Source organism: Caulobacter sp. P4_E5, from assembly GCF_056401555.1.
The window spans coordinates 12279-35036 of the sequence record NZ_JBFUJD010000020.1 but is presented as its reverse complement, the minus strand read 5'-3'; the positions used below and the strand labels follow the sequence as shown (position 1 = coordinate 35036).

General features: G+C 66.7%; 14 protein-coding genes, 2 tRNA genes and 1 pseudogene. 10 read left to right on the top strand and 7 right to left on the bottom strand.

Annotation, left to right across the window (positions count from 1 at the left end; all coding sequences use genetic code 11):
* Positions 1-73 precede the first annotated feature (73 nt).
* Positions 74-1834, top strand: coding sequence for an ATP-binding protein (locus AC1DSO_RS08865; RefSeq protein ID WP_477068477.1), 1761 nt, complete (start codon positions 74-76; stop codon positions 1832-1834).
* A gap of 69 nt (positions 1835-1903) precedes the next feature.
* Here the strand turns inward: AC1DSO_RS08865 and AC1DSO_RS08860 are convergent, their stop codons facing one another.
* Both AC1DSO_RS08860 and AC1DSO_RS08855 read right to left on the bottom strand, forming a co-directional pair.
* A complete protein-coding gene (locus tag AC1DSO_RS08860) occupies positions 1904-2335 on the bottom strand; it encodes a MucR family transcriptional regulator (protein WP_047410480.1) in 432 nt (143 codons plus the stop codon).
* A 564-nt stretch (positions 2336-2899) separates the two neighbouring features.
* Positions 2900-2973 (bottom strand) — tRNA-Gln (locus AC1DSO_RS08855).
* A 165-nt stretch (positions 2974-3138) separates the two neighbouring features.
* On the opposite strand from AC1DSO_RS08855, the gene AC1DSO_RS08850 reads away from it, so the two are divergent.
* Together AC1DSO_RS08850 and sppA are read left to right on the top strand one after the other, a co-directional pair.
* A tRNA-Pro gene (locus tag AC1DSO_RS08850) sits at positions 3139-3215 on the top strand.
* 173 nt (positions 3216-3388) lie between these two features.
* Positions 3389-5176 carry a signal peptide peptidase SppA gene (sppA, locus tag AC1DSO_RS08845; RefSeq protein WP_477068476.1) on the top strand — a complete coding sequence of 596 codons (1788 nt, stop codon included), beginning with the start codon at positions 3389-3391 and terminating at the stop codon, positions 5174-5176.
* 384 nt (positions 5177-5560) lie between these two features.
* On the opposite strand, the gene AC1DSO_RS08840 is transcribed toward sppA, so the two are convergent.
* Positions 5561-8725: a TonB-dependent receptor gene (locus AC1DSO_RS08840; RefSeq protein WP_477068475.1), complete on the bottom strand. Its 3165-nt coding sequence runs from the start codon at positions 8723-8725 to the stop codon at positions 5561-5563.
* 599 nt (positions 8726-9324) lie between these two features.
* On the opposite strand from AC1DSO_RS08840, the gene AC1DSO_RS08835 reads away from it, so the two are divergent.
* Entirely contained in the window at positions 9325-9732 is a 408-nt protein-coding gene (locus AC1DSO_RS08835; protein ID WP_477068474.1) for a TIGR01244 family sulfur transferase, read from the top strand.
* Positions 9733-9734: 2 nt separating this feature from the next.
* Here the strand turns inward: AC1DSO_RS08835 and AC1DSO_RS08830 are convergent, their stop codons facing one another.
* Positions 9735-9881 carry a hypothetical protein gene (locus AC1DSO_RS08830; RefSeq protein WP_477068473.1) on the bottom strand — a complete coding sequence of 49 codons (147 nt, stop codon included), beginning with the start codon at positions 9879-9881 and terminating at the stop codon, positions 9735-9737.
* Positions 9882-9967: 86 nt separating this feature from the next.
* Here AC1DSO_RS08830 and AC1DSO_RS08825 point away from each other — a divergent pair, with 86 nt between their 5' ends.
* Positions 9968-10861, top strand: a complete 894-nt coding sequence (locus AC1DSO_RS08825; protein WP_477068472.1) for an MBL fold metallo-hydrolase — start codon at positions 9968-9970, stop codon at positions 10859-10861.
* Between the two features lie 109 nt (positions 10862-10970).
* Here AC1DSO_RS08825 and AC1DSO_RS08820 read toward each other — a convergent pair whose 3' ends face one another.
* Positions 10971-13850, bottom strand: coding sequence for a long-chain-fatty-acid--CoA ligase (locus tag AC1DSO_RS08820; protein WP_477068471.1), 2880 nt, complete (start codon positions 13848-13850; stop codon positions 10971-10973).
* Between the two features lie 243 nt (positions 13851-14093).
* Between AC1DSO_RS08820 and AC1DSO_RS08815 the strand changes: the two genes are divergently transcribed.
* The gene (locus tag AC1DSO_RS08815; RefSeq protein WP_477068470.1) at positions 14094-15845 is read left to right on the top strand and encodes a response regulator; all 1752 of its coding nucleotides are present in this window, start codon (positions 14094-14096) and stop codon (positions 15843-15845) included.
* Between the two features lie 59 nt (positions 15846-15904).
* Here AC1DSO_RS08815 and AC1DSO_RS08810 read toward each other — a convergent pair.
* Positions 15905-15988 (bottom strand): annotated as a pseudogene (locus AC1DSO_RS08810) (hypothetical protein); the annotation flags it as partial.
* Between the two features lie 7 nt (positions 15989-15995).
* Positions 15996-17495, bottom strand: a complete 1500-nt coding sequence (locus AC1DSO_RS08805) for a bifunctional aminoglycoside phosphotransferase/ATP-binding protein (protein ID WP_477068469.1) — start codon at positions 17493-17495, stop codon at positions 15996-15998.
* A gap of 144 nt (positions 17496-17639) precedes the next feature.
* On the opposite strand from AC1DSO_RS08805, the gene AC1DSO_RS08800 reads away from it, so the two are divergent.
* The 4 genes from AC1DSO_RS08800 (at position 17640) to AC1DSO_RS08785 (ending at position 22752) form a co-directional block, all read left to right on the top strand.
* Entirely contained in the window at positions 17640-18260 is a 621-nt protein-coding gene (locus tag AC1DSO_RS08800) for a TetR/AcrR family transcriptional regulator (RefSeq protein ID WP_477068468.1), read from the top strand.
* A gap of 1044 nt (positions 18261-19304) precedes the next feature.
* Positions 19305-21026, top strand: a complete 1722-nt coding sequence (locus AC1DSO_RS08795) for a hypothetical protein (RefSeq protein ID WP_477068467.1) — start codon at positions 19305-19307, stop codon at positions 21024-21026.
* A 308-nt stretch (positions 21027-21334) separates the two neighbouring features.
* Positions 21335-22321 (top strand): VOC family protein, encoded by a 987-nt coding sequence (locus AC1DSO_RS08790; protein WP_477068466.1) that lies wholly within the window; start codon positions 21335-21337, stop codon positions 22319-22321.
* A 65-nt stretch (positions 22322-22386) separates the two neighbouring features.
* The gene (locus AC1DSO_RS08785) at positions 22387-22752 is read left to right on the top strand and encodes a DUF6152 family protein (protein WP_477068465.1); all 366 of its coding nucleotides are present in this window, start codon (positions 22387-22389) and stop codon (positions 22750-22752) included.
* Positions 22753-22758 lie beyond the last annotated feature (6 nt).

The following is a 22758-nucleotide window of genomic DNA, read 5'->3' as shown; positions in this document are numbered from 1 at the left end:
AGCTGAGGAAAGTCGGGGACAGGTCTTGGCGGTTTCGAAGACTGATGAGCGCCAGCGGACGAGGGTCGCGCTGATGCAGGCCTACGTGCCGATCGCCCGCGGCTACCTGATCGCCGCGGCGATTTACTATGTTCTGATCAGTCTATCCCACCCGTTCTACGAGCAGCGCCTGGCGCTGGTGGTGCTGGAAGGCCTGGCGGCGGCTTCGGCGCTCTACGCGTTCTGGAGCTGGATCGCCGTACGACGCGGCCACATCATGGGTCGGCCGCTCGAGGCGGTGGTCCTGGGCATGAACGCCCTGTTCCTGAGCAATGTCCTGGCCTACCAGACCCTGCATTTCGAACCGCAGAAGCTGGTCTATTTCGTGCTGATGGCCCTGGTCTTCGCGACCTCGGCTCCCAGCCGGCGAGTGTCGCTGGTCAGTGTGGCCGCCGCCATCGCCAGCCTGGCCTGGGTCGCTCGCCACGCCTCGCGGGAGACCATCGACCAGTTCATGTTCGTGGGCTTCGCCGCCACCTTCTCGGCGGTCGGCATGTCGGCCCTGATGCGCGGCGTGGTCGGTCGCGAGGTCCGCGCGCGCCTGGCCAGTGAGGCCTTGAACGCCGAGCTGGCGCATGAGCTGGCCGAGAACCGCCGCCTCAAGACCGCCGCCCAGGACCTGGCCCTGGCCGCCGAGACCGCCAATCGAGCCAAGACCGAGTTCCTGGCCACCATGAGCCACGAGATCCGCACCCCGCTGAACGGTGTGCTCGGCATGGCCCAGATCATGGGTACGGGCGCGCTGGACGCCGATCAGCGCCGGCGGCTCGACACGATCAGCGCCTCGGGCCAGTCGCTGCTCAGCGTCATCAACGCCATCCTCGACATCTCCAAGATCGAGGCGGGCAAGATGGAGATCGTCGCCGCGCCGTTCGACCTGAACGCTCAGCTCGACGCCCTGCGCCAGCTCTATGGCGGTCTGGCCCGCGACAAGGACCTGGAGTTCAGCCTGGAGATCGCCCCCGAGGCGGCCGGCTGGCGCCTCGGCGACGCCGAGCGCCTGCGCCAGGTGCTGTCGAACCTGATCTCCAACGCCGTGAAGTTCACCGAGGCCGGCTCAGTCCGGATCATCATCGAGGGCGACGACCGAACGCTGTCGGCGCGGGTCGTCGACACCGGCGTCGGCATCCCGGAAGACCAGCGCGACCGCCTCTTCACCAAGTTCGCCCAGCTGGACAGCTCCAGCACCCGCCGGGCCGGCGGTTCGGGCCTGGGCCTGGCCATCTGCAAGACGCTGGTCGAGCTGATGGAAGGAACCATCGGCTTCTCGGCCCCCGACCAAGGCGGCGCCTGCTTCTCGATCACCATTCCCATGCCCCAGGTCGCCGCCGCGCCGGCCGCCCCCGTCCTGGACATCGCGCCGGCCGAGATCGACGACATGGCCGCGCCGAAGGTCCTGGTGGTCGACGACAACCAGACCAACCGCGCAGTGCTGCTGACCCTGCTGAGCCATCTGGGCGTCGACGGCCATTTCGCGGTCGACGGACGCGACGCCGTGGCCATGTGGGAGAAGGACCGCTGGGACGCCATCCTGATGGACGTGCATATGCCGGTCATGGACGGCGTTCAGGCCAGCCAGGCGATCCGCGAAGGCGAGCGCCGCACGGGCCGCCCCCGCACCCCGATCATCGCCGTCACCGCCAGCGTCCTGACCCACGAGCGGACGCTCTATGCCGAGGCCGGCATGGACGCCCTCGTGGCCAAACCGGTCGAGATTCCGCGCCTGGTCGAGGCCCTGGCCAAGGTGCTGTCGCTGGACGGCGAAGGCGAGGCGGAAGCGCGCGGCGCGGCTTAGCTTCAGGCAATAAAAAAGGGGACGCCCGCCGCGTCCCCTTTTCCGTGTCTGGAAGGCTTTGGAAGCCGATCAGCCCTTGCGGCCGCGCGGCGCCGCCTTGCCCTTGCGACCACCCTGGCCCAGGCCCAGGGCCTTGGCCATCTTCGAGCGCGCTTCGCTATAGGCGGGCGCGGTCGTGGGATAGTCGTTCGGCAGGCCCCACTTGGCCTTGTACTCGGCCACGGTCATGCCGTGGGTGGTCAGGTGGCGCTTCAGCGTCTTGTACGGCTTGCCGTCCTCGAAGCTGATCAGGGCCTCTGGTGTGATGCTCTTGCGGATTTGAGCCGGCGTCGCCTTGCTTACGGCTTCGACGGTCGGCGCGGGCGGCGCGCCAATACCAGCCAGAGCGTCATGCGTAGCGCGGATCAACGCCGGAAGTTCCGAAACTGGCGTGACGTTATTGGCCACATAGTTGGCCACGATTTCAGCCGTAAGCTCGATCAGGGTAGCTTTGTCTTCCACGATTATAACTCCATTCCCCTTTTATCCGCAAATACACCCTAGCATCAGAAACACAAGTAGTTCGAGGCCAGATTCTCATCTGACTTCGTGAATTCTCGTAACAATCGACTATCGACCAGCGGGTTCAACGAGGCGAATTTTCGTCAACTATACGGATGACAACGTCGTTCTTGAACGCGAAACCGGAAGCTAAACCCTTGCGTGCGCTGCTCTATCTCGCAACTGCGAACTCGACTTGAGACCATCGGAGGCTTTACCGGACAAATACCGGCGCGCGACCAGCTGGCGGCGGCACGAAAGACCACGGACACGCCTGTCGTCTTCACCCGTCGCCTTGGCGACTCGACAATTGCGCATCTGCACCTATCAGCCGGAATGTTCGATCGTCACCAGGCCGGGATCGGGGGCGGTTCGTGACCATATGACTGGTCATCCGATCAAGCTTGACCGACCAGACCGCGGTATCGAGAAAGCGCGACGGATCCCGCGCGGGGCGATCATGCTCGTCGAGCTCCCCGGATATCCTGGCGGCGGCAAGAAGAGCGGACTATTGGCGGGGAGAAGTGGCTGGGGAACTAGGACTCGAACCTAGAATGACGGTACCAAAAACCGCAGTGTTACCATTACACCATTCCCCAGCAGGAACGGCGAGACCCGTCAGGGCCCGGCGAGGCGGTGGAGATAGCGCACGAGTCGGACGGATGCAACGGGACTTTTCAGAAGTTTTTTCCAGCCGTCACACGAACCGCGAAAAAGGCGCTTGCGCCCTCCGGAACGCCCTCCTATAAGGCCGGCCTCCAAGTCGGAGTGTGGCTCAGTCTGGTAGAGCACTGCGTTCGGGACGCAGGGGTCGCAGGTTCGAATCCTGCCACTCCGACCATTTCTCCCCCGCTAGCCAGAAGCGGGAAACCTGCCAAGAAACAGAAGCTTAAACGCCGCGAAAGCGGCGTTTGGCCTGTGCGCCGGCCAAGACCCGTTTCGTTGCGCGCTCTTCATTTGGTCGCAACCAGAACAGCGGTTAGCTTGTCGGCGTTTTCGCAAGCAGGACCTCCGATGAAGCAGTTCTTCCTGACCGTCGCCGGCGTCTTCGTCGGCCTTTTGTTGTTCGTGGTCGGAGTGCCTTTCCTGCTGATCGTGATGGCCGCCGGCGCCGCGCGGCCCGCGCCCGTTCCCACCCACACCGTGCTGCAGCTGGACCTGCGCGGCGGCCTGTCGGACCAGGCGCCCAAGAGCCCGTTCGCGGCCCTCAGCGGCGGCGGCGGCGACTCGGTGATGTCGATCATCGAGACGCTGCGTCGCGCCGAGAAGGACGACAAGGTCGAGGCGATCCTGGTGCGCCTGCCCGAGGGCGGCGTCGCCCCGGCCGCCGCCGACGAGCTGCGCCTGGCCTTCAAGCACTTCCGCGAAGTCGGCAAAAAGCCAATCTACGCCCACAGTCAGGGGCTCTATCCCTCGGGCATGATCACCTCGACCTACATGCTGGGCGCGGCGACCAGCGAGTTCTGGATGCAGCCCGATTCGAGCTTCCAGGCCGTCGGCGTCTCGTCGGAGTCGATGTTCTTCAAGCGCTTCTTCGACAAGTACGGCGTCAAGGCCGAGTACGAGCAGCGCTACGAGTACAAGAACGCGGTGAACCCGTACCTCTATAGCGACTACACTCCGGCCCACCGGGAATCGACGCTGTCGTGGATGGGCTCGGTCTATCGCACGGCCCTGACCAGCGCCGCCGTCGACCGCCACAAGGACCCGGCCCTGCTGACCAAGACCATGGAAGACGGCCCCTACAGCGCCCAGGAGGCGCAGGCCAAGGGCCTGATCGACAAGGTCGGCCAGGTCAGCGACATCCAGGCCTTCGCCCTCGACAAGGCGGGCAAGGGCGCCAAGCTGGTCGACTTCGACGACTATGCCAGCCGCTCCAAGCCGCCGACGGTGAAGACCGGCCCGGCCATCGCCGTGATCGGGGCCGAGGGCGCGATCGTCACCGGCGCGGGCGGCGGCGGCGGCCCGTTCGGCGGCGACAGCAACGTCTATTCCGACGACGTGGCCAAGGCCTTCCGCGACGCGACCGAGGACAAGGACGTCAAGGCGATCGTCTTCCGGGTCTCCTCGCCTGGCGGCTCGGACACGGCCTCCGAACAGATCCTGGCGGCCATGAAGAACGCCAAGGCGGCCGGCAAGCCCGTCGTGGTCAGCATGGGCACCTACGCGGCCTCGGGCGGCTACTGGATCTCCAGCCAGGCCAATGCGATCGTCGCCCAGCCCTCGACCCTGACCGGGTCGATCGGCGTCTATGGCGGCAAGTTCGCCCTGGGCGGCGCCCTGTCGCGCTTCGGCGTCGACACCAAGGACCTGCACGTCGGCGGCGCCTATTCCGAGGCCTTCGGCTCGGCCGAGGGCTTCACGCCGGACCAGCGCGCCAAGTTCGCCGGCTGGATGGACCGCATCTATGCCGGCTTCATCAGCCGCGTGGCCGAGGGGCGCAAGCTGCCGCCCGAGCGGGTGCGCGAGATCGCCAAGGGCCGCGTCTGGACCGGCGAGCAGGCCAAGCAGCTGGGCCTGGTCGACGAGCTGGGCGGCTTCTACCAGGCCGTCGACAAGGCCAAGGCCCTGGCCAAGCTGGACGGCGACGTCCGCCTGAAGCGGATGGACGGCGGCAAGTCGCCGTTCGAAGCGTTCGAGCGCTTCCTGGGCGTCAGCGAGACCTCGGCCAAGACCCTGGCGGCCGCCGCCTGGGTGCTGGGCGATCCGCGCTCGCAGGCGATCCTGGACGAGATGGCGCATGCCCGCCTGCGCGCGGCCCCGGGCGGCGCTTCGGTGCTGGCGGATACGCCGCTGCGCTAGACCCGTAGCGGTCTCGAAACGACGAAGGCCGCCCGGTTCGCCGGGCGGCCTTTTTCGCGTCTGGTTCTGGGGTGGAGAGCGTACGCAAAACCCCTCTCTCATAGAGAGAGGGAGGGGCCCGCCGCCGCAGGCGGTGGGAGGGTGAGAGGTTTCACCCTCACCGGAAAGAACCCAGCGCCTTCAGCAGGCATGCAGACGGGCGAATTTAAGCCTTCGCTGTGGCGACAAGACCGAACGCAGACTTGGTCGGAGCTTCATTCGGCAAGATTATAACCTCTCACCCCCCCTCTCTCTCAGAGAGAGGGGTTTCGAATGTCCGCCCAAAAGAAAACGGCGGGCCCCTTTCGGAGCCCGCCGCCATCTTCAGGTCTAGTCCGTCGCTTCTTAGAAGGTCAGGTCGAAGCCGACGCGAACATAACGCGGCGTCTGGAAGGTGATCGGCTGGCCGAACACCGGGGTGCGGCTCGCCGAGAGGGGGCTGCCGGAGGCGGGCGCCGTGTAGAGCACGGTGCCGTTCTCGGCGACGTTCTGGACGTTCACCGCCTTGCGCGAGTTGAAGACGTTGAAGACGTCTACGCGCAGGACAAGGTCGCCCTGGTAGGGGACGAACTTCGGCACTGTGTAGCGCAGCGAGGCGTCGATCGAGCTCGTCCAAGGCGTGCTGACGCCCTTGCCTTGCGGCACCAGTTTCCCACCGCAGTAGTGGGCGAACGACGGACCGTAGTTGTTTTCCAGGATCGGGTCGTTCGGGTCGTAGCCGATGCAGCCCACCCGGCGGGGCGAGATGATCGTGCCGCTGGCGCCGAGCAGCAGGCCCTCGAACAGCTGGTACGAACCATAGCCCTTGAAGACGTGGGCGTGGTGGTTCGGCAGCAGGCCGTAGGCGCCTTCGACCAGGGTGGGCGTGTCGAATTGCAGGGTGATGCCCGAGTCCGCCTGGCCGCTGGCGTAGTCGCTGTACGACGAGCCTTCGTAGTTCCCCTTCAGCTCCGACAGGGTGTAGGTGCCGTGGAAGCCCCACTTCCCGTCGAAGGCGCGATCGAAGGTGAAGTCGAGCGCGGTGTATTCACGCTTGGCCTTCGGGTAGCCGAGCTGATCGGCCGTGAAGGTGATCGTCGGCAGATCGGTGCCCGTCGAGGACAGCGGGTTCTGCAGGCGAACGGTCGCGGCCGAGCCCGGGTTGATGATCGCGTAGTCGTTCAGCGTACCGTCGTAGTTGTCGCAGCCGCCGCCCGGCGCCAGGGAAAGACCCTTTTGCTTGCAGTAGGCGCGCACGGCGTAGTCGATGGCCACGTCGTCGGCGCCCTCGAGCAGGTTCCGATAGGTCAAGCTCACGCCGACGGTCCACAGGTTATCGAACTTGTGGCTGTAGCCGATGATGTACTCGTCTTCTTCCGTCGCCTTCAGCTCTTTGCTGTGCTGCTGGTCGGCGGCGTAGAACGAACCATCGTTCTGGTAGGTACAGCCGATCACGCCCGCGGCCGAGGCGCCGCCGGCGATACAGGCGCGAGCGCCCGTGTAGCCGACGAGTTGGGTTCCGAGCCCGCCGGTCGGCAGACCGGTCGTCGGGTTCGGCGTATAACCCGCGGTATTGTAGTAGCGCGAGGTGAAGTCGTAGGTGCCCGCCGCCTGGCGGTAGGCCGTGTTGCCGGCGATCGGCAGGAAGTACTTGCCGTAGTTCACGAACAGCTTGTCGCGACCTTCGCCGGTGGGATCCCAGGTGACGCCGATGCGCGGGGCGATGTTGTTCTTCAGGTTGGCGAAGATGACGCCGTTCGAACCCGCCTGCTTGAAGCTGTCGCTGCGAACCCCGAGGTTGAACGTCAGGCCACGAACGGGCGTCCAGGAATCCTGGACGTACCAAGCCTTGTTCTCGCCGTCGAAGTTGCCGCCCGAGATGAAGGTACGGGCTTCGATGAACTGCGTCCCTGCGGCGAGGCCGAGGGCGTTACCCGCGACCGCGGTCTTGTAGAGGTACGATGCGTTGCCGGTGTATTTCGAGAAGTGGGTCAGATAGTCGTCTTCGTGGTCGTAGCCGCCCCGGATGTGGTGCGTGCCCACGAGATCGAAATAGAGGTCGGCGTCGACGCGATAGAAGTTGCGCTTGGTCTTGTAGGGCTGCTGGATGGCCGAGACCGACTGTTGGCTGATCGTCGACGCGGTGCCGCTGCGTTGGTCTTGCACGAGCGGGTCGGTGGTGTTCAGCGGCAGGACCGCAAGGTTGTCCTGGTTGCGGCCGTAGGCGGCCGACAGGGTGAACCAGTCGGTGAACGAGCCCGTGTACTTGAACACGAAGTTCTCGCCGCCCGTCGGGAAGTTCGAGCCCGACTTCAGGGTGCCGACCTTATCGGTGAACTGGTTGTAGCCGTAGACGCGRCGCTTGGTGACGTCGTTGGTGCGGAAGTAGGTGGCTTCCAGGTGCTGACGCGACGTGAGATAGGCGTCGAGCTTGGCCCCGTAGAAAGCCTGGCCCGAATTGTCGACGGTGAGGTTCTCGGCGCCGTTCGGGTTCGCCGTCTCTCTAGCCGTGGTGGCGGCGGTCGAGCGGGTGGCCGCGGTCGGGTTGGTTTCCAGGCTGCGCAGTTGCGTCATCGCATAGAGGAACAGGTGGTCCTTGATGATCGGGCCGCCGGCTTCGAAGATCAGGTCCTTGGAGCTGCGCTTCAGGTGGTTGCCCGCGTTCAGGTAGCTGTCCTTCTGGTCGGACCGCCACTTGTTCGGCTCATAGTTGCCGTGAACGGCGAACATGAAATCGTTGGTGCCCGACTTGGTCGTGGCCGTGATGACACCGCCGGTCGCGCGGCCGAACTCGGCGGGATAGCCGCCGGTCTTCACTTCAAACGTCTTGTAGAAGTCGAACGGCACGTTCGCGCCGCCGAGGTAGGTGTTGAAGTTGGTGATGTTCAGGCCGTTGATGAAGAAGGCATTCTCCGACACCGAGGCGCCGCCGACGGCGACTTGGCCCGCATAGTTGCCAGCCGCGCCTTGGATCGCGCCGGGCGCGAGCAGGGCCAGACCCTGGGCGCTGCGAACCACCGGGACCGACTTCACGAGTTGTTCGACGTCCACGGCCAGGCCGGTCGTGGTTTGCGAGAAGTCCAGCTCCGGCCGAGCCGTGGCCGTGATCACCACCTCGGACACCTCGCCGGTCGCGGCCATGGTGAAGGTGTAGTTCGACTCACCGCCAGCGCGGACCGCGAGGCCGGCGTTGTTGCTGGGCTGGAAGCCGTCCTTCGAGACCGTCACCGTATAGGCGCCGGTCGGGATCAGCGGCGCGCGGAAGGCGCCGTTGCCGTCGGTCGTCGAGTTCTGCGTAACGCCCGTCTGCTGCGACTTGACGGTCACCGCCGCGCCGGCGACGGGAGCGCCGGCCGAGTCCAGGACGCGGCCGTTCAGCGTGCCGCTCGTATAGTCCTGCGCCAAAGCCATGGTCGGGATCGTGGTCGCGATCGTCGTGACCGCGATCGGCGCCGCGATCGCGAGACCCGCGAGCAGCGTCGATGTTAGCAGACGCGCGCGCGCGCTACCCTTGGTGGAATGGTTGCTCATAAAAATCCCCTCTGAGCGTGGCGCTGGGCGGCAGACCGGACAAAAACCCCTCTAGAAACTTTGTCCGACCTGGAGCGGAAATCCGCCTAACGGCGCCACGAGATCACTGGTGTCCCGGAAACATTTCCCCGGTTAGGGCGACGTTAGGGGGGCGCGCCACCGAGGGTCAATTGTCATTGCAAATTTGTAATCCACATCGCCACTCCCTGTCGCAAAATCGCCACAGGGTCGCCGCTTTTCGAAAGATCAGCGCTCACTGTAGATACTCCGCCCACGCAAAAGCGTGGATGATATTGATCACGCACTTGTTTTTTCGGGGTAATTTCGCCTAATCAGAACGCTGTTTTCGGAATTCGTATTTCGAAGAATTCTTTGCGACAACATACCCAGACCTGGTTGACAACCGCTAATTCGTTCCACGACCAACGCGGCAAGAATAAAAGTTTTTTAATCTTTGGCGTGAAACGGGCACATTCCTTTCAGCAAAGCTCGTTTCGCGCGCACGCGCATAGACAGCAGTGACCATTGCCTAGGCGCCCGCCGGTCGCGAAGATGCGGCGGCGGCGGCGTGCGCCGCGCAATCTTGTTCCGGCGAACCCATGAGCGATTTCCGACGCGTCACCGACTCCCTCTCCGTCAGCCCGCAGGTCACCGAGGCCGACATGGCCCGGGCCGCGGCCGAGGGATTCGTGCTGGTGATCAACAACCGCCCCGATGGCGAGGACCCCAGCCAGCCGTCCGGCGCGGCGATCGAGGCGGCGGCGCGGGCGGCGGGCCTGGACTATCTGCATGTGCCGGTGCGCGGTGGACCGACCCAGGACCAGGTCGACGCCGTGCGCGCCGCGGTCGAGGCGGCGAATGGGCCGGTCCTGGCCTTCTGCCGCTCGGGCACGCGCTCGATCATCACCTGGTCGATCGGCCAGGCGTTGGCGGGCGAGGATCGCGAGACCCTGGTCAACCAGGGCCGTGAAGCGGGCTACGACTTATCGGGCGTGCTGCCCGGCTAGGCTTAAAAGGCGACCGACTCGCGGGCCGCCATCGGTGTGGGTTCGGCCTGGCAGCTGGCCAGGACGAACTGGGCCAGAATGATACACAGGATGGCGAAGGCCGCGCGCTGGAGCCGTTTCGAGACAAAAATCGCCGCGTCCGCCGTCATGGCCAGTCCTTCCAGGGTTACTGGAGGGCTCCAGCGCAAGACCGGCGCCGTACGCGGCGGCCACCAATCCGGGAAGGAGCGTTCCGATGATCCCCTTCGTCCGCGAGCTGGACTTCGAATACGGGCGCCGCGATCGGGTCTCGCCGTTGATCCGGCGGGTGATCGCCCGCAATCCGGGCCCGTTCACCTATACCGGCACCGGCGTCTACATCGTCGGTCGGGGCGAGGTGGCGGTGATCGACCCGGGTCCGGACCAGCCCGAGCATTTCGAGGCGCTGAAGAACGCCCTGGACGGCGAACGGGTGACCCACGTGCTGGTCACCCACCATCACCTGGACCACTCTCCCCTCGCCCACCCCCTGGCCGAGGCGTTCGGCGCCAAGGTCTATGGCCGGGCGGCGCCGCCGGACCGTTGCGAGGCCGCGTCTCCAGGCCTGGAGGAAGGCGCCGACGGCCGCTTCCGGCCCCACGTCGAGCTCGCCGACGGCGACGTGCTGTCGGGTCCCGGCTGGACGTTGGAGGCGGTGACCACGCCCGGCCACACCTCCAACCACGTCTGTTTCGCGCTGCGGGAAGAAAACGCCCTGTTCAGCGGCGACCACATCATGGGCTGGTCGACCACGGTGATCACGCCGCCCGACGGCGACATGGGCGACTACTTCGCCAGCCTGGAAAAGGTGCGGGCGCGGAACTTCGACACCCTGTGGCCGACCCACGGCGCCCCGGTGCGCCAGGTCGCGCCGTTCGTCGACGCCTATATCGCCCACCGCCGGGCGCGCGAGGCCCAGATCCTGGAGGCCCTTGGCGCGGGCTTCACGACCATCAAGGCCATGGTGCCCAGCCTCTACGCCGCCGTGGACCCCCGCCTGCACCCGGCCGCCGCCCACTCGGTGCTGGCCCACATGATCCAGCTGGTCCGGGAAGGGCGGGTCGTGGCGGAGGGGGCGCCGGGGATCGATACGGCGTATCGGCTCAAATAACCTGTCATCCCGGCCAAGCGCGAAGCGCGCCGAGCCGGGACCGCCGGAAGCTCTGAGTTTGTTGCGGTCCCGGGTCTTCGCTGCGCTACGCCCGGGATGACAGTTTGGCCTACCCCCTCACCGCCTTGATCAGCTCGCCGATCCGCGCGCAGTTGCGGCCCTGGTCGGGGCCCGCGTCGCGGCCGATCGAGCGCATGTCCAGGCGCGAGCCCTCGGCGTCGGGGCGCACCCGCACGATCAGGTCGTCGGTCAGTCCGTACCAGAAGCTGCGGGCCGTGGCTTCCAGGCGCCCGTCCACCGGATCGTCGGTGACCAGGGTCATGCCCGAGGCCATCACCGCCGCCTTCACCGCTTCATAGGCGTCGCCCGGCGCGCGCGCGCTGACCAGGGGACGGGCCGCCGGACAGGTCTCGGCATTGATCTCGGCCAGGCGCCGGCCCGCATAGGCGGCCGAGCCGACCGGTAGGCTGGGATCGTCATCGACCTGTTCGGCCGAACCGCCGCGCGCCGCCATGGCCGCGTCCGAGAACGCCAGCGGCGTCTTCCAGTCGGTCGAGACGTCGTGGATGGGCGGCGACTGGCCCACCAGCGCCTTGGCCCCGTACATCACCGCGAAGGTGGCGGCCGTGATCACCAGGGCCAGGGCCGCCGCCTTCCATAGGCGGGCGAAGCCGCCGACCAGGCCGATGACCAAGCCCAGCAGGCTGGTGGCGACACTGACGAAGGCCAGCTTCGGCGCCCAGTCCAGGGTCATGGCCGTGTAGCCCAGCGGCAGGCCGATCAAGCCCAGCTTGACGCCCAGCGCGCCGCCGCCGGCCAGGATGGCGGGCGCCAAGGCGACCAAGATCGCCAGGTCCAGATAAAGTCGAGCCCAGGCCGGCGGCTTGCCCGAGGCCTTGCCGGAGCTCTTCGCGGCCTTCGCCTTGCCGCGCTTGCCCGGCGTGATGGGCATGGCGAACGGCAAGGGCTCGGAGGTCTCACCCGTTACCGGCTTGATCGTCGCCGGCTCGGCCTTGGACGGTTCGTGCAGGCGCAGCGGCGGCTCGGGCTGTGGCGGGATGGGCGGCGACGCGATGATGGTGGCTTCGGCCTCGGGCGCCGGCTCGGCGGACTTGGCTAGCGCCCCAGCGGCGGCGATCGCGGCGGCTTCGGCGATGATCGTGTCCGTAGCCGAAAGGGGCTGGGCCTCCAGGTCTTCAGGCTTGGGCTCGACCTCCTGTGGCGGGTCCGGCGCGTAGATCACCGAGGCATGAGCCCCGTCGGCGGCCGCCAGGGTCGGGGCCACGGTCTCGAGGGCCACGGCCGGCTCGGGGGCCGGGGTCGGCTGCACCGGCGTCTCCGGCAGCTTGTAGCCCTCGTCGGCCAGGCGCTTGCGGATCAGCTTCTTGTCGATCTTGCCGGTCGCCCCCAGCGGGATCTCGTCGACGAACAGCACGTCGTCGGGCATCCACCACTTGGCGATCTTGCCCTGGAGGTAGTCGATGAACTCCTCTTTCGTGGCCGTCTCGCCGTCCTTCAGCTTGATCAGCAGCACCGGACGCTCGTCCCACTTGGGATGGGCCGCGCCGACCACCGCGGCCAGGGCGACCTTGGGATGGCCGACGGCGATGTTCTCGATCTCGATCGTGCTGATCCACTCGCCACCGGATTTCACCACGTCCTTGGCGCGGTCGGTGATCTGCATGAAGCCGTGGTCGTCGATCGTGGCGATGTCGCCGGTGTCGAAGAAGCCGTCGTCGTCCAGGATCTTGCCGCCCGCGCCCCGGAAGTACTCGGCGGCGATGATCGGACCCCGGATCTTCAGGTGGCCGAAGGCGTGGCCGTCGTGCGGCAGCAGCTTGCCCTCGTCGTCAGTCAGGCACAGCTCGACGCCCAGCGGCGGCCGGCCCTGCTTCAGGCGATACGGCATCTGCTGGTCGTAGGGCAGCTTGGCCAGCTCGTCGGTCATCACCGACAGCGTCCCGACGGGCGAGGTCTCGGTCATCCCCCAGGCGTGGACCACCTCGACGTCGTAATCCTCCTGGAAGGCGCGGATGATGCTCTCGGGACAGGCCGCCCCGCCGATCACCACCTTCTTCAGGGTCGGCAGCTTGGCGCCGGTGCTCTTCAGGTGCTGCAGCAGCATCTGCCAGACGGTGGGCACGGCGGCCGAGAAGGTCACGCCCTCGGTATCCAGCAATTCATAGATCGAGGCGCCGTCCATCCTGGCGCCCGGCATCACCATCTTGGCGCCGGTCCCCGGAGCCGAGAACGCCACGCCCCACGCATTGGCGTGGAACATCGGCACCACCGGCAGGACCACGTCGTTCTGCGACAGGCCCATCACGTCGGGCTGCAAGGTGATGAAGGTGTGCAGGAAGTTCGAGCGGTGCGAATACAGCACGCCCTTGGGATCGCCGGTCGTGCCCGAGGTGTAGCACAGGCCCGCGGCCGTACCCTCGTCGAACCCGCCCCAGGCGCAGTCGGCGTGGTGCTGCTCGATCAGGTCCTCATAGGCCAGCAGGCCCTTGAAGTGCGGCGCCTCGCCGGCCAGCGGAAACTCGGCCGGCATATGCTCACGATCGGTGAACACCACCACCTGCTCGACATGCGGCAGGCGCGGCAGGACCGCTTGGAGGATCGGCAGGAAGGTCAGGTCGGTGAAGATCACCCGGTCGCCGGCGTGGTCGGCGATCCAGGCGATCTGCTCGGGGAACAGGCGCGGGTTCAGGGTGTGGCACACAGCCCCGATGCCCATGATGCCGTACCAGGCCTCCATGTGGCGGCCGGTGTTCCAGGCCAGGGTCCCGACCCGATCGCCGGGCTTGATCCCCAGGGCCAGCAGGGCGTTGGAGACGCGCTTGGCCCGCTCGTGGATCTGGGCGTAGGTCGTGCGCACGATCGGCCCCTCGACCGAACGGCTGACCACCTCGCGGCCACCATGCCATTGGGCGGCATGGTCGATGATCTTGTCGAGGGTCAGCGCCCCATGCTGCATCAGCCCCTGCATCGAACACGCTCTCCCGGTGGCTTGTCGTTTTCGCTTATCGTTGTTCAGGCAAGGCTACCGGTGCGCGGCGCCGCACGCAACGCGCAGCCCTCCAGGCGCGAACTAGAGAGGGCGCGAACACGTTGGTCGACTAGCCGACGATCCGCGTTAATCGGTCGCAGGTCGCCTTCAGAGACTCTTGGTTGCGATCGCGGGATAGTCATCGTCTGGGCGAACGCGGTTCGCTCGCTGGGAGAGCGCTTCTTGAGCTGGCTGGCGGAGACACTGGCCGACGAGCGGCTGGACGAGGTCGCGGCCGACATCCGGCGGCTGGGGCCCTCGCGCATCATCTCCGGCTGCCTGGGCGCCGCGGTGGTCGGCCTGGGGCTGGGCTATGCGATCGCCCTCGCCTGGCTGGCCAGCTTTCTCACCGCCGAGGGCCTGGCGTTCCTGGCGACGCGGACCTTCGGGCGCGGCCGTCCGGGCAAGCATCACGAGCGGGCGGCGTTCATGCTGGCCGCCATCCCCGTCAACGGCAGCTGGGCGGTGCTGGCGGCGCTGCTGTGGACCCAAGGGTCGGACAAGCTGAAGATCGCGGCCGTCGCCATCTGGTGCGGCCAGCTGGTCTTCACCCAGCAATATCGCCACCAGCCCCTGGCCCTGCTGATCATCAGCGGCATGGCCCCGGTGCTGTGCCTGATCATCTTTCCCTTCTTCTTCCTGGCGGGTTCCGACCCCGTGACCCAGGCCACCCGCTGGTCGCTGGTGCTGCTGATCGGCGTCACCGTCAACGTGGCCTTGCGCAACCGCGCCGCGGCCCAGCGCATGGACGAGCTGACCCGGGGCCTGCGCGAGGAACGCGAACGCGCCCTGGCCGCCGCCCGCGCCAAGTCGACCTTCGTCGCCGTCGCCGGTCACGAACTGCGCACGCCAATGAACGGCCTGCTGGGCATGGCCCACGCGCTCGAGCGTTCCGACCTCGCGCCGGGACAGCGCCAGCAGGTGGAGCTGATGATCAAGTCGGGCGACAGCCTGATGCGGCTGCTCAACGACGTGCTGGACCTGTCGCGGGTCGAGGCCGGCAAGGTCGAGCTGACGCCGGAGCCGGTCGATCCGCGCGACGTCGTCGCCGACGTGGTCGACGCCTGGCGCGCCGCGGCCCAGGCCAAGGGCCTGTCGCTGGTCGTCCGCTTCGACGACGAGGTCCCCGCCTGTATCGCGGCCGACCCGCTGCGTATCCGCCAGGTGCTGACCAACCTCGTCTCCAACGCGGTCAAGTTCACGGCGCGGGGCGAGGTGAGCGTCTCGGTCGCCGCGGAGCCGGCGGACGGCGAGCGCTTGATCCGCTTCGCCGTGTCCGACACCGGTCCCGGCGTGCCGGCCGAGGCGGCCGACCGGGTGTTCGACAGCTTCACCCAGGCCGACGAGACCATCTCGCGCGGCTATGGCGGCGCCGGGCTGGGCCTGGCCATCTCGCGCGCCGTGGCCCGCCAGCTGGGCGGCGACCTGGTGCTGGCGCCCAGCGCTGTCGGCGCCTGTTTCGTGCTGAGCATCCGCGCGCCGTTGGCGCTGGCGCCGACCAAGCCCGAACCAGAGGTCGACGACGAGGCGCTTGGCCAGATCCATGTGCTGATGGCCGAGGACAACGCCGTCAACCAACTGGTGGTGCGCACCATGCTGGAGCCGGCCGGCGTGGCCCTGACCGTGGTCGAGAACGGCCAGGAGGCGCTCGAGGCGATGTCGCAGGAGCACTACGACTGCGTGCTGATGGACATCAACATGCCGGTAATGGACGGCATCACCGCCCTGGCGGCCATCCGCGCCGGCCGGGCCGGCGATCCGGGCCTGCCGGTCATCGCCCTGACCGCCTCGGCCATGGCCGGCGACCGCGAGCGGTTCCTGGGCCTGGGCTTCGACGACCACCTGGGCAAGCCGGTCAAGCCGATCGACCTGATCACCGCCATCATCCGCGCGGTGAACCCCGAGCCCCCCGACGAGGGGCTGCAGGCGGCTTGAGACCGTAGAGCGCCCCCTCCGTCACGTCGCCTATCGGCGCCGCGCCTCCTCCCCCGCTACGCAGGGGAGGTGGGTTTCCTCCTCACCCGTGAAACGGGGGAGGTGGCGCGATGCGGATACGCATCGTGACGGAGGGGGCGCTTACAGTCCCTACCCCATCGCGTCCGCCAGGGCCCGGGCCTCGTCCTCGAACGCGCTGACCGTGTCGACCTTGCGCCAGGCGATCTCGCCGGTGTCGCGGGCCAGTTGGCTTTCCAGCACCGCCACGTCGGCGTCCGAGGCGTCGTTGACGCGGGCGGCGACGCGGGCGCGCAGCACCTCGGGCGGGGCCTCCAGCCAGACGCCCTGGAAGGCGACGTCGACACTGCCCGCCAGCGCCTCGGCCCGGGCGCGCTCCTCGGGCTTGAGGAACACCGCGTCCAGCACCACCGAGCGGCCGGCCTTCAGGCACAAGGTCGCGTCGCCGAACAGCTGGTCGTAGACCCGCGTGCTCATCTCCGGCGTATAGGCCTCGCGCGGCAGGCGCTGCAGCGAGGGGACGCCCCACAGGCGCTTGCGGATCTCGTCGGTGCGCAGGACCACCGCGCCGGGGGCCGAGCCCAGACCGGGGGCGCAGACCCGCGAGAAGGTCGACTTGCCCGAGCCCGACAGGCCGCCGGCCGCCACCAGGCTGACCGGGCGCGGCGCCAGGTGCTCCAGGGCGGTGGCAAGATAGGCCCGCGCGGCCTCGTCGTCGCCGGTATAGGCCCAGACGTGGGTGCGCACGGCGGCGCGGACGCTGAGCATCAGCGGCAGGGCGGCCAGGCCGGTCCACAGCCCTTCGCCGAACGTGCGGGCGGCCTCGTCCAGATAGGCGTTCAGCACCCGGCCGGCCGCGTCGCGGCGACGGCGGAAGTCCAGGTCCATCAGCAGGAAGGCCAGGTCGTACTGCACGTCGATGTCCGACAGGGTGTCGTTGAACTCGATGCAGTCGAACAGGATCGGCTGACCGTTCTCGATCAGGATGTTTCCGAGGTGCAGGTCGCCGTGGCAGTGGCGGGCGAAGCCGTCCTTGGCGCGGCCGTCCAGCAGGGGGCCCAGGCGTTCCAGGGCGATGTCGGTCTCGTGCACCAGGCGTTCGACCGCCTGCTTGCCCAGCCGTCCCGACAGGCCGCGCAGCAAGTTGGCGTTTGAGCGGATCGTGTAGCCCAGGGCCGAGACCCCGCCGCCCTGCGGGCGCAGGGCCGCGCCGGCGTGGAAGCGGGCCACCGTGCGGCCCAGCGAATCCTCCAGCGCGTCGTCGATCGCCCAGGGCTGGGTGGCCAGCACCCCGTTCTGGTCGAAGCGGCGCATCTCCAGCAGGTACTCGACGATCTCGCCCGAACCCTCGAGCTCCAGGCCGCCGTCGGTCGCGCGCGTCAGGCAGCGCACCTCGCGATAGATGTCCGGGGCGGCGGCGCGATTGAAGGTCAGCTCGCGCTCCAGCGCCCAGCGGCGCAGCTCCAGGGTCGAATAGTCCAGAAAGCCGAAGTCGACCGGCCGCTTCACCTTGAAGGCCGAGCCGCCGATCAGGAAGACCCGGGCGCACGAGGTCTCGATCGTGCTCTCGGCCCGGCCTTCGAACCAGGCGGCCACTTCCTGCTCGCGCGCGGCTTCCGCGTCCTTGATCACGCCTTCGATCCCATCAGTGCCCGCGCGAAAATCGGCGCCGGGGCTGCATAGCCGAAACCAGCAGACGAGTCCTCTCGCGCAACCCTTGCTTAGGGTCCATTTTCGCGGCTAGATTGCATCGAAGCCTAACAGTGCGAGTCTCACATGCTTGTCGGCGCAGGTCTGAAGCGATCGGGGCACAAGCGCGAGGAAATCCTCGGCTCGGCCAGGAACCTGTTCTTGCGACAAGGCTACGCCGACGCCGGCATGGAGGTTGTGGCGCGCGCGGCCGGGGTCTCGACGGCGACGCTGTACGCCTACTTCCCCAGCAAGGCCGACCTGTTCAAGGCCATCGTGCTGGAGACGGTCAGCGGCATCGCCGCCCCGGTGCGCGAGGCCGTGCGGACCAAGGGCGACGCCCGTACGCGGCTGACCGCCCTGGCCGTGGCCTACGCCACCTTCTTCTCGCGTCCCGACACCCGGGCCATGTTCCGCATGGTCACGGCCGAGCGCCGCCGCTTCGAGGACGTCGCCGAATACTTCCTGCAGAGCGCCCGTGACGAGCTTGGGGGCGCAGCGATCTCGGTGATCAACGACCTGGTCAAGACCGGCGAGCTCAAGGTCGAGAAACCCTCGTGGGCCGCCGGCCAGTTGTTGGGCATGCTGGACCACGTGACCCTGGTCCTGGGCCTGGCGGCCGGTGACGACGTCCAACCCAGGCGGCCGATAAGGGCCATCGCCGAGGACGCGGTGGAGACCTTCCTGGCGCGCTACGGGGCGCGGTGAGATCGACGTCCGATCCGCGAGCGGGCCTATTCGCGAACGTTCGCGCGGTTCGCCCCAGCACTCTTCCTCCGACCTCCCCGGCGAAAGCCGGGGCCCAGATTCAGCCTGAGCGGTCTGGGTGTTCGCGATCGAAAGCCGACCCGGGGCGTAGGCGACAGTGGGTTCGATCTGGACCCCGGCTTTCGCCGGGGAGGTCGGATTAGGGACAGGGTCAAAGTCGCCCAACGACCCAAGTCGGACCTTCAGGTAGGCCGCTGAGCAGATATACCGGACCCATCTCTCCAAGGCGGTAGCGGCTGGTCAGATGCCAAACGGCCGCCAAAGTCTCGTCTGCCTGCAGACACGAACCTGGGCTCCTTCAAATTAGGTCGTGCGCGGGGCCACATCCGATGAGGTTTTAGCGCCCTCATCGACGCTAGCCCTGCGAGCGAGAAAACCGTCGACCAATCGGATTGGTAAAATTGCATTGAAAACCGTCGCGCCTTCAGATTGTGTTGCGTGAGACACCAATCACGTAAGCATTCGGGGGAACGCTTTGGGCATGGGGACGTCGGGCGGCCGCTGGGCCGCTGTTGGGGGCGCTTTATCGGTATTGATAACGGGCGTGGGATTCGTCGCTGACGTCGGGGGTCTTCGAGAGACCGTCTGCGCCCCGGATCTGCTGCAGGATTTCTGCATCCGTCATCGGCTAACCACCCCGCCGCAAGCCCCGCCTTTGGACGACCGAAAGGTCAATGAGGCGGTGCTCATCAATAGCATCGCTGGGAGATGGGGCCCGCCGGGCTGCAAGCACGCCTTCAACTACGTCGTCAAAGCCCAGGGCGACGGCTCAACGGCCCTTACCGCCGTCGATGAGTCCGCAACCTCCGAAGGACGTGTTGTGTACGTGTCCAAAGGCGTCGTGGTCTCCCAGACACTCACGCCGAAGGAGAAGGCCGGGTCTCGCTGGGAGTTTCGGCCAGAGCCCTATCGAATGACCATCACCAGCAGTACGGGAACCGCCACGGAACTGGTGCGATGCGGCTAGCCTCCCGCGCTGTCGCGATGGCGCTGCTAGCAGCGCTTGTCCATTCGCCTGCCCAGTCTCAAGAGGCGCCCCGGGACGTCATCAGCGCCGGCATAACGGTGGCTGACTGGGACAGCTTTGTTGTCAAAATTGACCGGCTGACGCAATCGGACCGCCAGTACCGGCAGGCCCTGCTCGCCATCGCCGCCACCCTCGGCGTCACCTTTCGCGCCAACGGGCGCCCGGACGTCGCGCGCATTCTGGGCGCGCTCGACGACAGCCTCAAAGAGCTGAAAGCGTTTCGTCTCGAGTTGGACCGGTCAAAGGCCGAAGTCAGCGCGGATGTCGCTGAACTTTGGAAGGCTGCAGAGGCAGCGGCGTTGGCGGGCGACCTGCCTAAAGCCAAATCGACACTCGCACGCGCCTTTGAGATCTCTGACACGCGCGCCGTGGATGCGCTGAACAAGGCGGCCTTGTCAGCCAGCTTGCAGGCGCAGTTAACCAGCGCCGAGGGTGATTTTCAGCAGGCCGCGCATTTTTACGGTGTCGCCGCCGCCCGCGCGCCGTCCAAGGCGTATAAAATTTACTATGCCCTAGCTCAGGGCCAGCAGCTCAATCGCTACGCGCAAGCCAAGGGTGGGTTCGACGCCTACGCCGAAGCGCTAGAGATATTGCGGAGCGTTGAAGGTTCGCCGGATGCGTCCATTTATCAACGGCGCGAGACAGACCTGCAGATCGGCGACGCCTATAAGGGCCTCGCTTTCCGCTATCCGGGCCAGTACGCGACTGAGGCGTTGAAATATTATCGCCGCTCACAATTTGCCCCGATTGAGACGGGGGATCAGGAACAGTGGGTGCGAGCAGAGATTAAGTTGGCTTCGATCTACATGATCCTCGCCTGGATGGATGGCGGCGCAGATCAAACCAATGCCGCCAATGCCGTCACTGCCCTCGAAGGCGCTCTGACCTATATCAGCCCTTCCCAACGCCTGTATTGGCTGGAGACCCGGCAAAGCCTCGGCGATGCCTTGCGAATGGTGGGATCGGGACGGAAGGACGCGGAAGGCTCTCGCATACGCGCGGTCGAAATCTTGAAGGACACGCGCGATAGGTTGGACCCTGAAGCCGAAAGCAAGACTTGGTTCAATGTCACGATGAGCCTCCATGCCGCTTACCAAACCCGGTCGCAATGGAACGGCGAGCCAACGACTGAGGAGCGATTGACCCTTCTAAGATCGATTGATCAGGATAGACTTCGCCTTGACGATCCAGTTGGCTGGGCGAAGGTCAAAAAGACGTTGGCCGACGATCTAGTCGAAAAAGCGAGTGAAGATCCGGCGACGCTTCAAAGCGCGCTCGATGCCATCCGCGAATCCGAGACAATCATCAGCCGACAAGCCTATCCGCTGGACTGGGCCAACGAACAAAATGGCTTCGCCGGCCTTTTGGCTAAAACCGGACACCTGGACGATCTCATCGAAGCGTCCAAAAGACTAGTCGCAGCCTTGGAGATTTTCAACGAGAAGGATCACCCCGACCTTAGAGCTCGTGCAAACTGGCGGCTTGGCTACATCTATATGACGATCGGCATTTATAACGAGAATAACGACCTCAACGCCAAGCCCTACTACCGCTTAGCTATAGCCCACTCCGAAGATTGCATGAGGGCAAGTCCGAAGGGCGACGGCGGCGGACGCTACGAAACCTGTAGAACCAACGCCGAGTTTTCAAAAAAGCGGATCCGACGCCTGAGCCGCTGATCATATTTCGCATTCTTTCAAGCCGCTCTCCCACGCAGCGGACATGCACGAGTGAACGGGTATCAGCAATCTAACCCTGAGGTCTGTTCGAAACGTCTGCTAACCACCCTTCTCTGCCGGTCCGCCTGTCCGCTATTCGGCGCCACACGGAGACTATCGGTAGGTGCGCGGGTCGTCGGGAAACAGCACTCGATCCCGCGGCTCCTTCAGCGTCACAGCACACCGCCAATGACCTCCCAGGTCATTGATCCGCGTTCACGCCACGCCCTAGCTTGCCGGCGCGGCGATCTAGCCGTGGGAGACCTCGCGTGAAATCCTTTCTGACCATCGGCCTGATGCTGGCCCTGTCGGCGGCGGCGCCGGCGACCGCCGCGCCGGTCGCACCCACGACCCGGCTCGACCACGTGCTGCTGTGGGGGCGCGGCATCGACGAGGCGACCGCGATCATGGCCGTGAAGCTGGGGTTCCAGGTGCGCGCCGGGCGCAATCCCGGCGGGGTCGCCAACCGCTACATCCGCTTTTCCGACACCAGCTTCATCGAACTGCTGGGCGTCACCAGCGCCAATCCCGACTACGACCCGGGCATGAAGGACGATCGGATCGCCCTGAAGGAACAGCCCGGCGCGCGCACCTTCGGCTTCCGCTCGTCGAATGTCGGCGCGGTCCAGGCCTCGCTGAAGGGCCTGGGCTATCCGGTCACTCAGATGTTCGCAGGCCCCGACAGCAGTAAGCCCGGCTGGCGCCTGTTCGCCTTCGACAAGGCTCCGCTGTCCAGCAACACCTTCTACATCGACTACAATCCCGCCTATGCGCCGGACCAGGCCGACCCGGCCAATAAGGACGACTGGAGGGTGACGCGCGAGCATCCCAACAGCGCGCGCGCCCTGTCGGCGATCTGGCTGGTGTCGAGCGATCCCGAGGCCGACCGCAAGGCGCTGGAGCGCATGGGCCACGGCGGCGCGGTCCCGGTCAGCCTGCCGGCGCTGGGCGCCAAGGGCTACTGCGTGCCGGTCGGGCCGACCGCCCTGGTGACCCTGGCCCCGGACGGCCCGGGCGCGGCGGCGGATGCGCTGGCGCTGGGCCCGCGCATCCTGGGCGTCAGCCTGGCCGCCGCCGACCTCGGCCGCGCCCAGCGCTGGGTCGAGCGCGGCTACGAGCGCAAGCTGACCCGCTATGCCGGCCTGTCGGGCGAGGCGTTCCTGGCCCCGACGCAAGGCGACCTGGGCATGCTGATCGAGTTCCACGCCGCGCCGAAGGCCGGCGCGAATCCGTGTGGAGGCGCGGCGGTCCGCTGAGGCCCCTTGAGCTCGCCTCGCCTTCGTGGCCCTCTGGGGCGTCGGGGACAGACAGAGGTGAGACCATGTTCAAGCCCTTGCCCATGGCGGCGGCCGTCGTCGCCATCGCCCTCTCCAGCCTTACCCCCGGCTTGGCGCTGGCCCATCACGGCTGGAGCTCCTACGACCCCGAGAAGGTCATCAAGGTCACCGCGCCCGTGACCGACGTCTCGTGGGGCAATCCCCACGGCGGCGCCAAGGTGCGCTACCAGGGCAAGGTCTGGGACGTGGTCCTGGCCCCGGTGGCGCGGATGGAGGCGCGCGGCCTCACCCAGGCCATGCTCGCGCCCGGCAAGGCCGTGACCCTGGAAGGCTATCCGCGCAAGGACGGCGTGGCCGAGATGCGCATCGAGCGGGTCACGGTCGACGGCAAGACCGTCGAGCTGCGCTAGATTGGG

Coding starts and splice junctions, on each gene's coding strand:
- AC1DSO_RS08820 (WP_477068471.1), bottom strand. CDS start 13,850: ATGCAGGGGCTGATGCAGCATGGGGCGCTGACCCTCGACAAGATCATC.
- AC1DSO_RS08795 (WP_477068467.1), top strand. CDS start 19,305: ATGGCGCTGCTAGCAGCGCTTGTCCATTCGCCTGCCCAGTCTCAAGAG.
- AC1DSO_RS08835 (WP_477068474.1), top strand. CDS start 9,325: ATGAGCGATTTCCGACGCGTCACCGACTCCCTCTCCGTCAGCCCGCAG.
- AC1DSO_RS08800 (WP_477068468.1), top strand. CDS start 17,640: ATGCTTGTCGGCGCAGGTCTGAAGCGATCGGGGCACAAGCGCGAGGAA.
- sppA (WP_477068476.1), top strand. CDS start 3,389: ATGAAGCAGTTCTTCCTGACCGTCGCCGGCGTCTTCGTCGGCCTTTTG.
- AC1DSO_RS08785 (WP_477068465.1), top strand. CDS start 22,387: ATGTTCAAGCCCTTGCCCATGGCGGCGGCCGTCGTCGCCATCGCCCTC.
- AC1DSO_RS08865 (WP_477068477.1), top strand. CDS start 74: ATGCAGGCCTACGTGCCGATCGCCCGCGGCTACCTGATCGCCGCGGCG.
- AC1DSO_RS08830 (WP_477068473.1), bottom strand. CDS start 9,881: ATGACGGCGGACGCGGCGATTTTTGTCTCGAAACGGCTCCAGCGCGCG.
- AC1DSO_RS08825 (WP_477068472.1), top strand. CDS start 9,968: ATGATCCCCTTCGTCCGCGAGCTGGACTTCGAATACGGGCGCCGCGAT.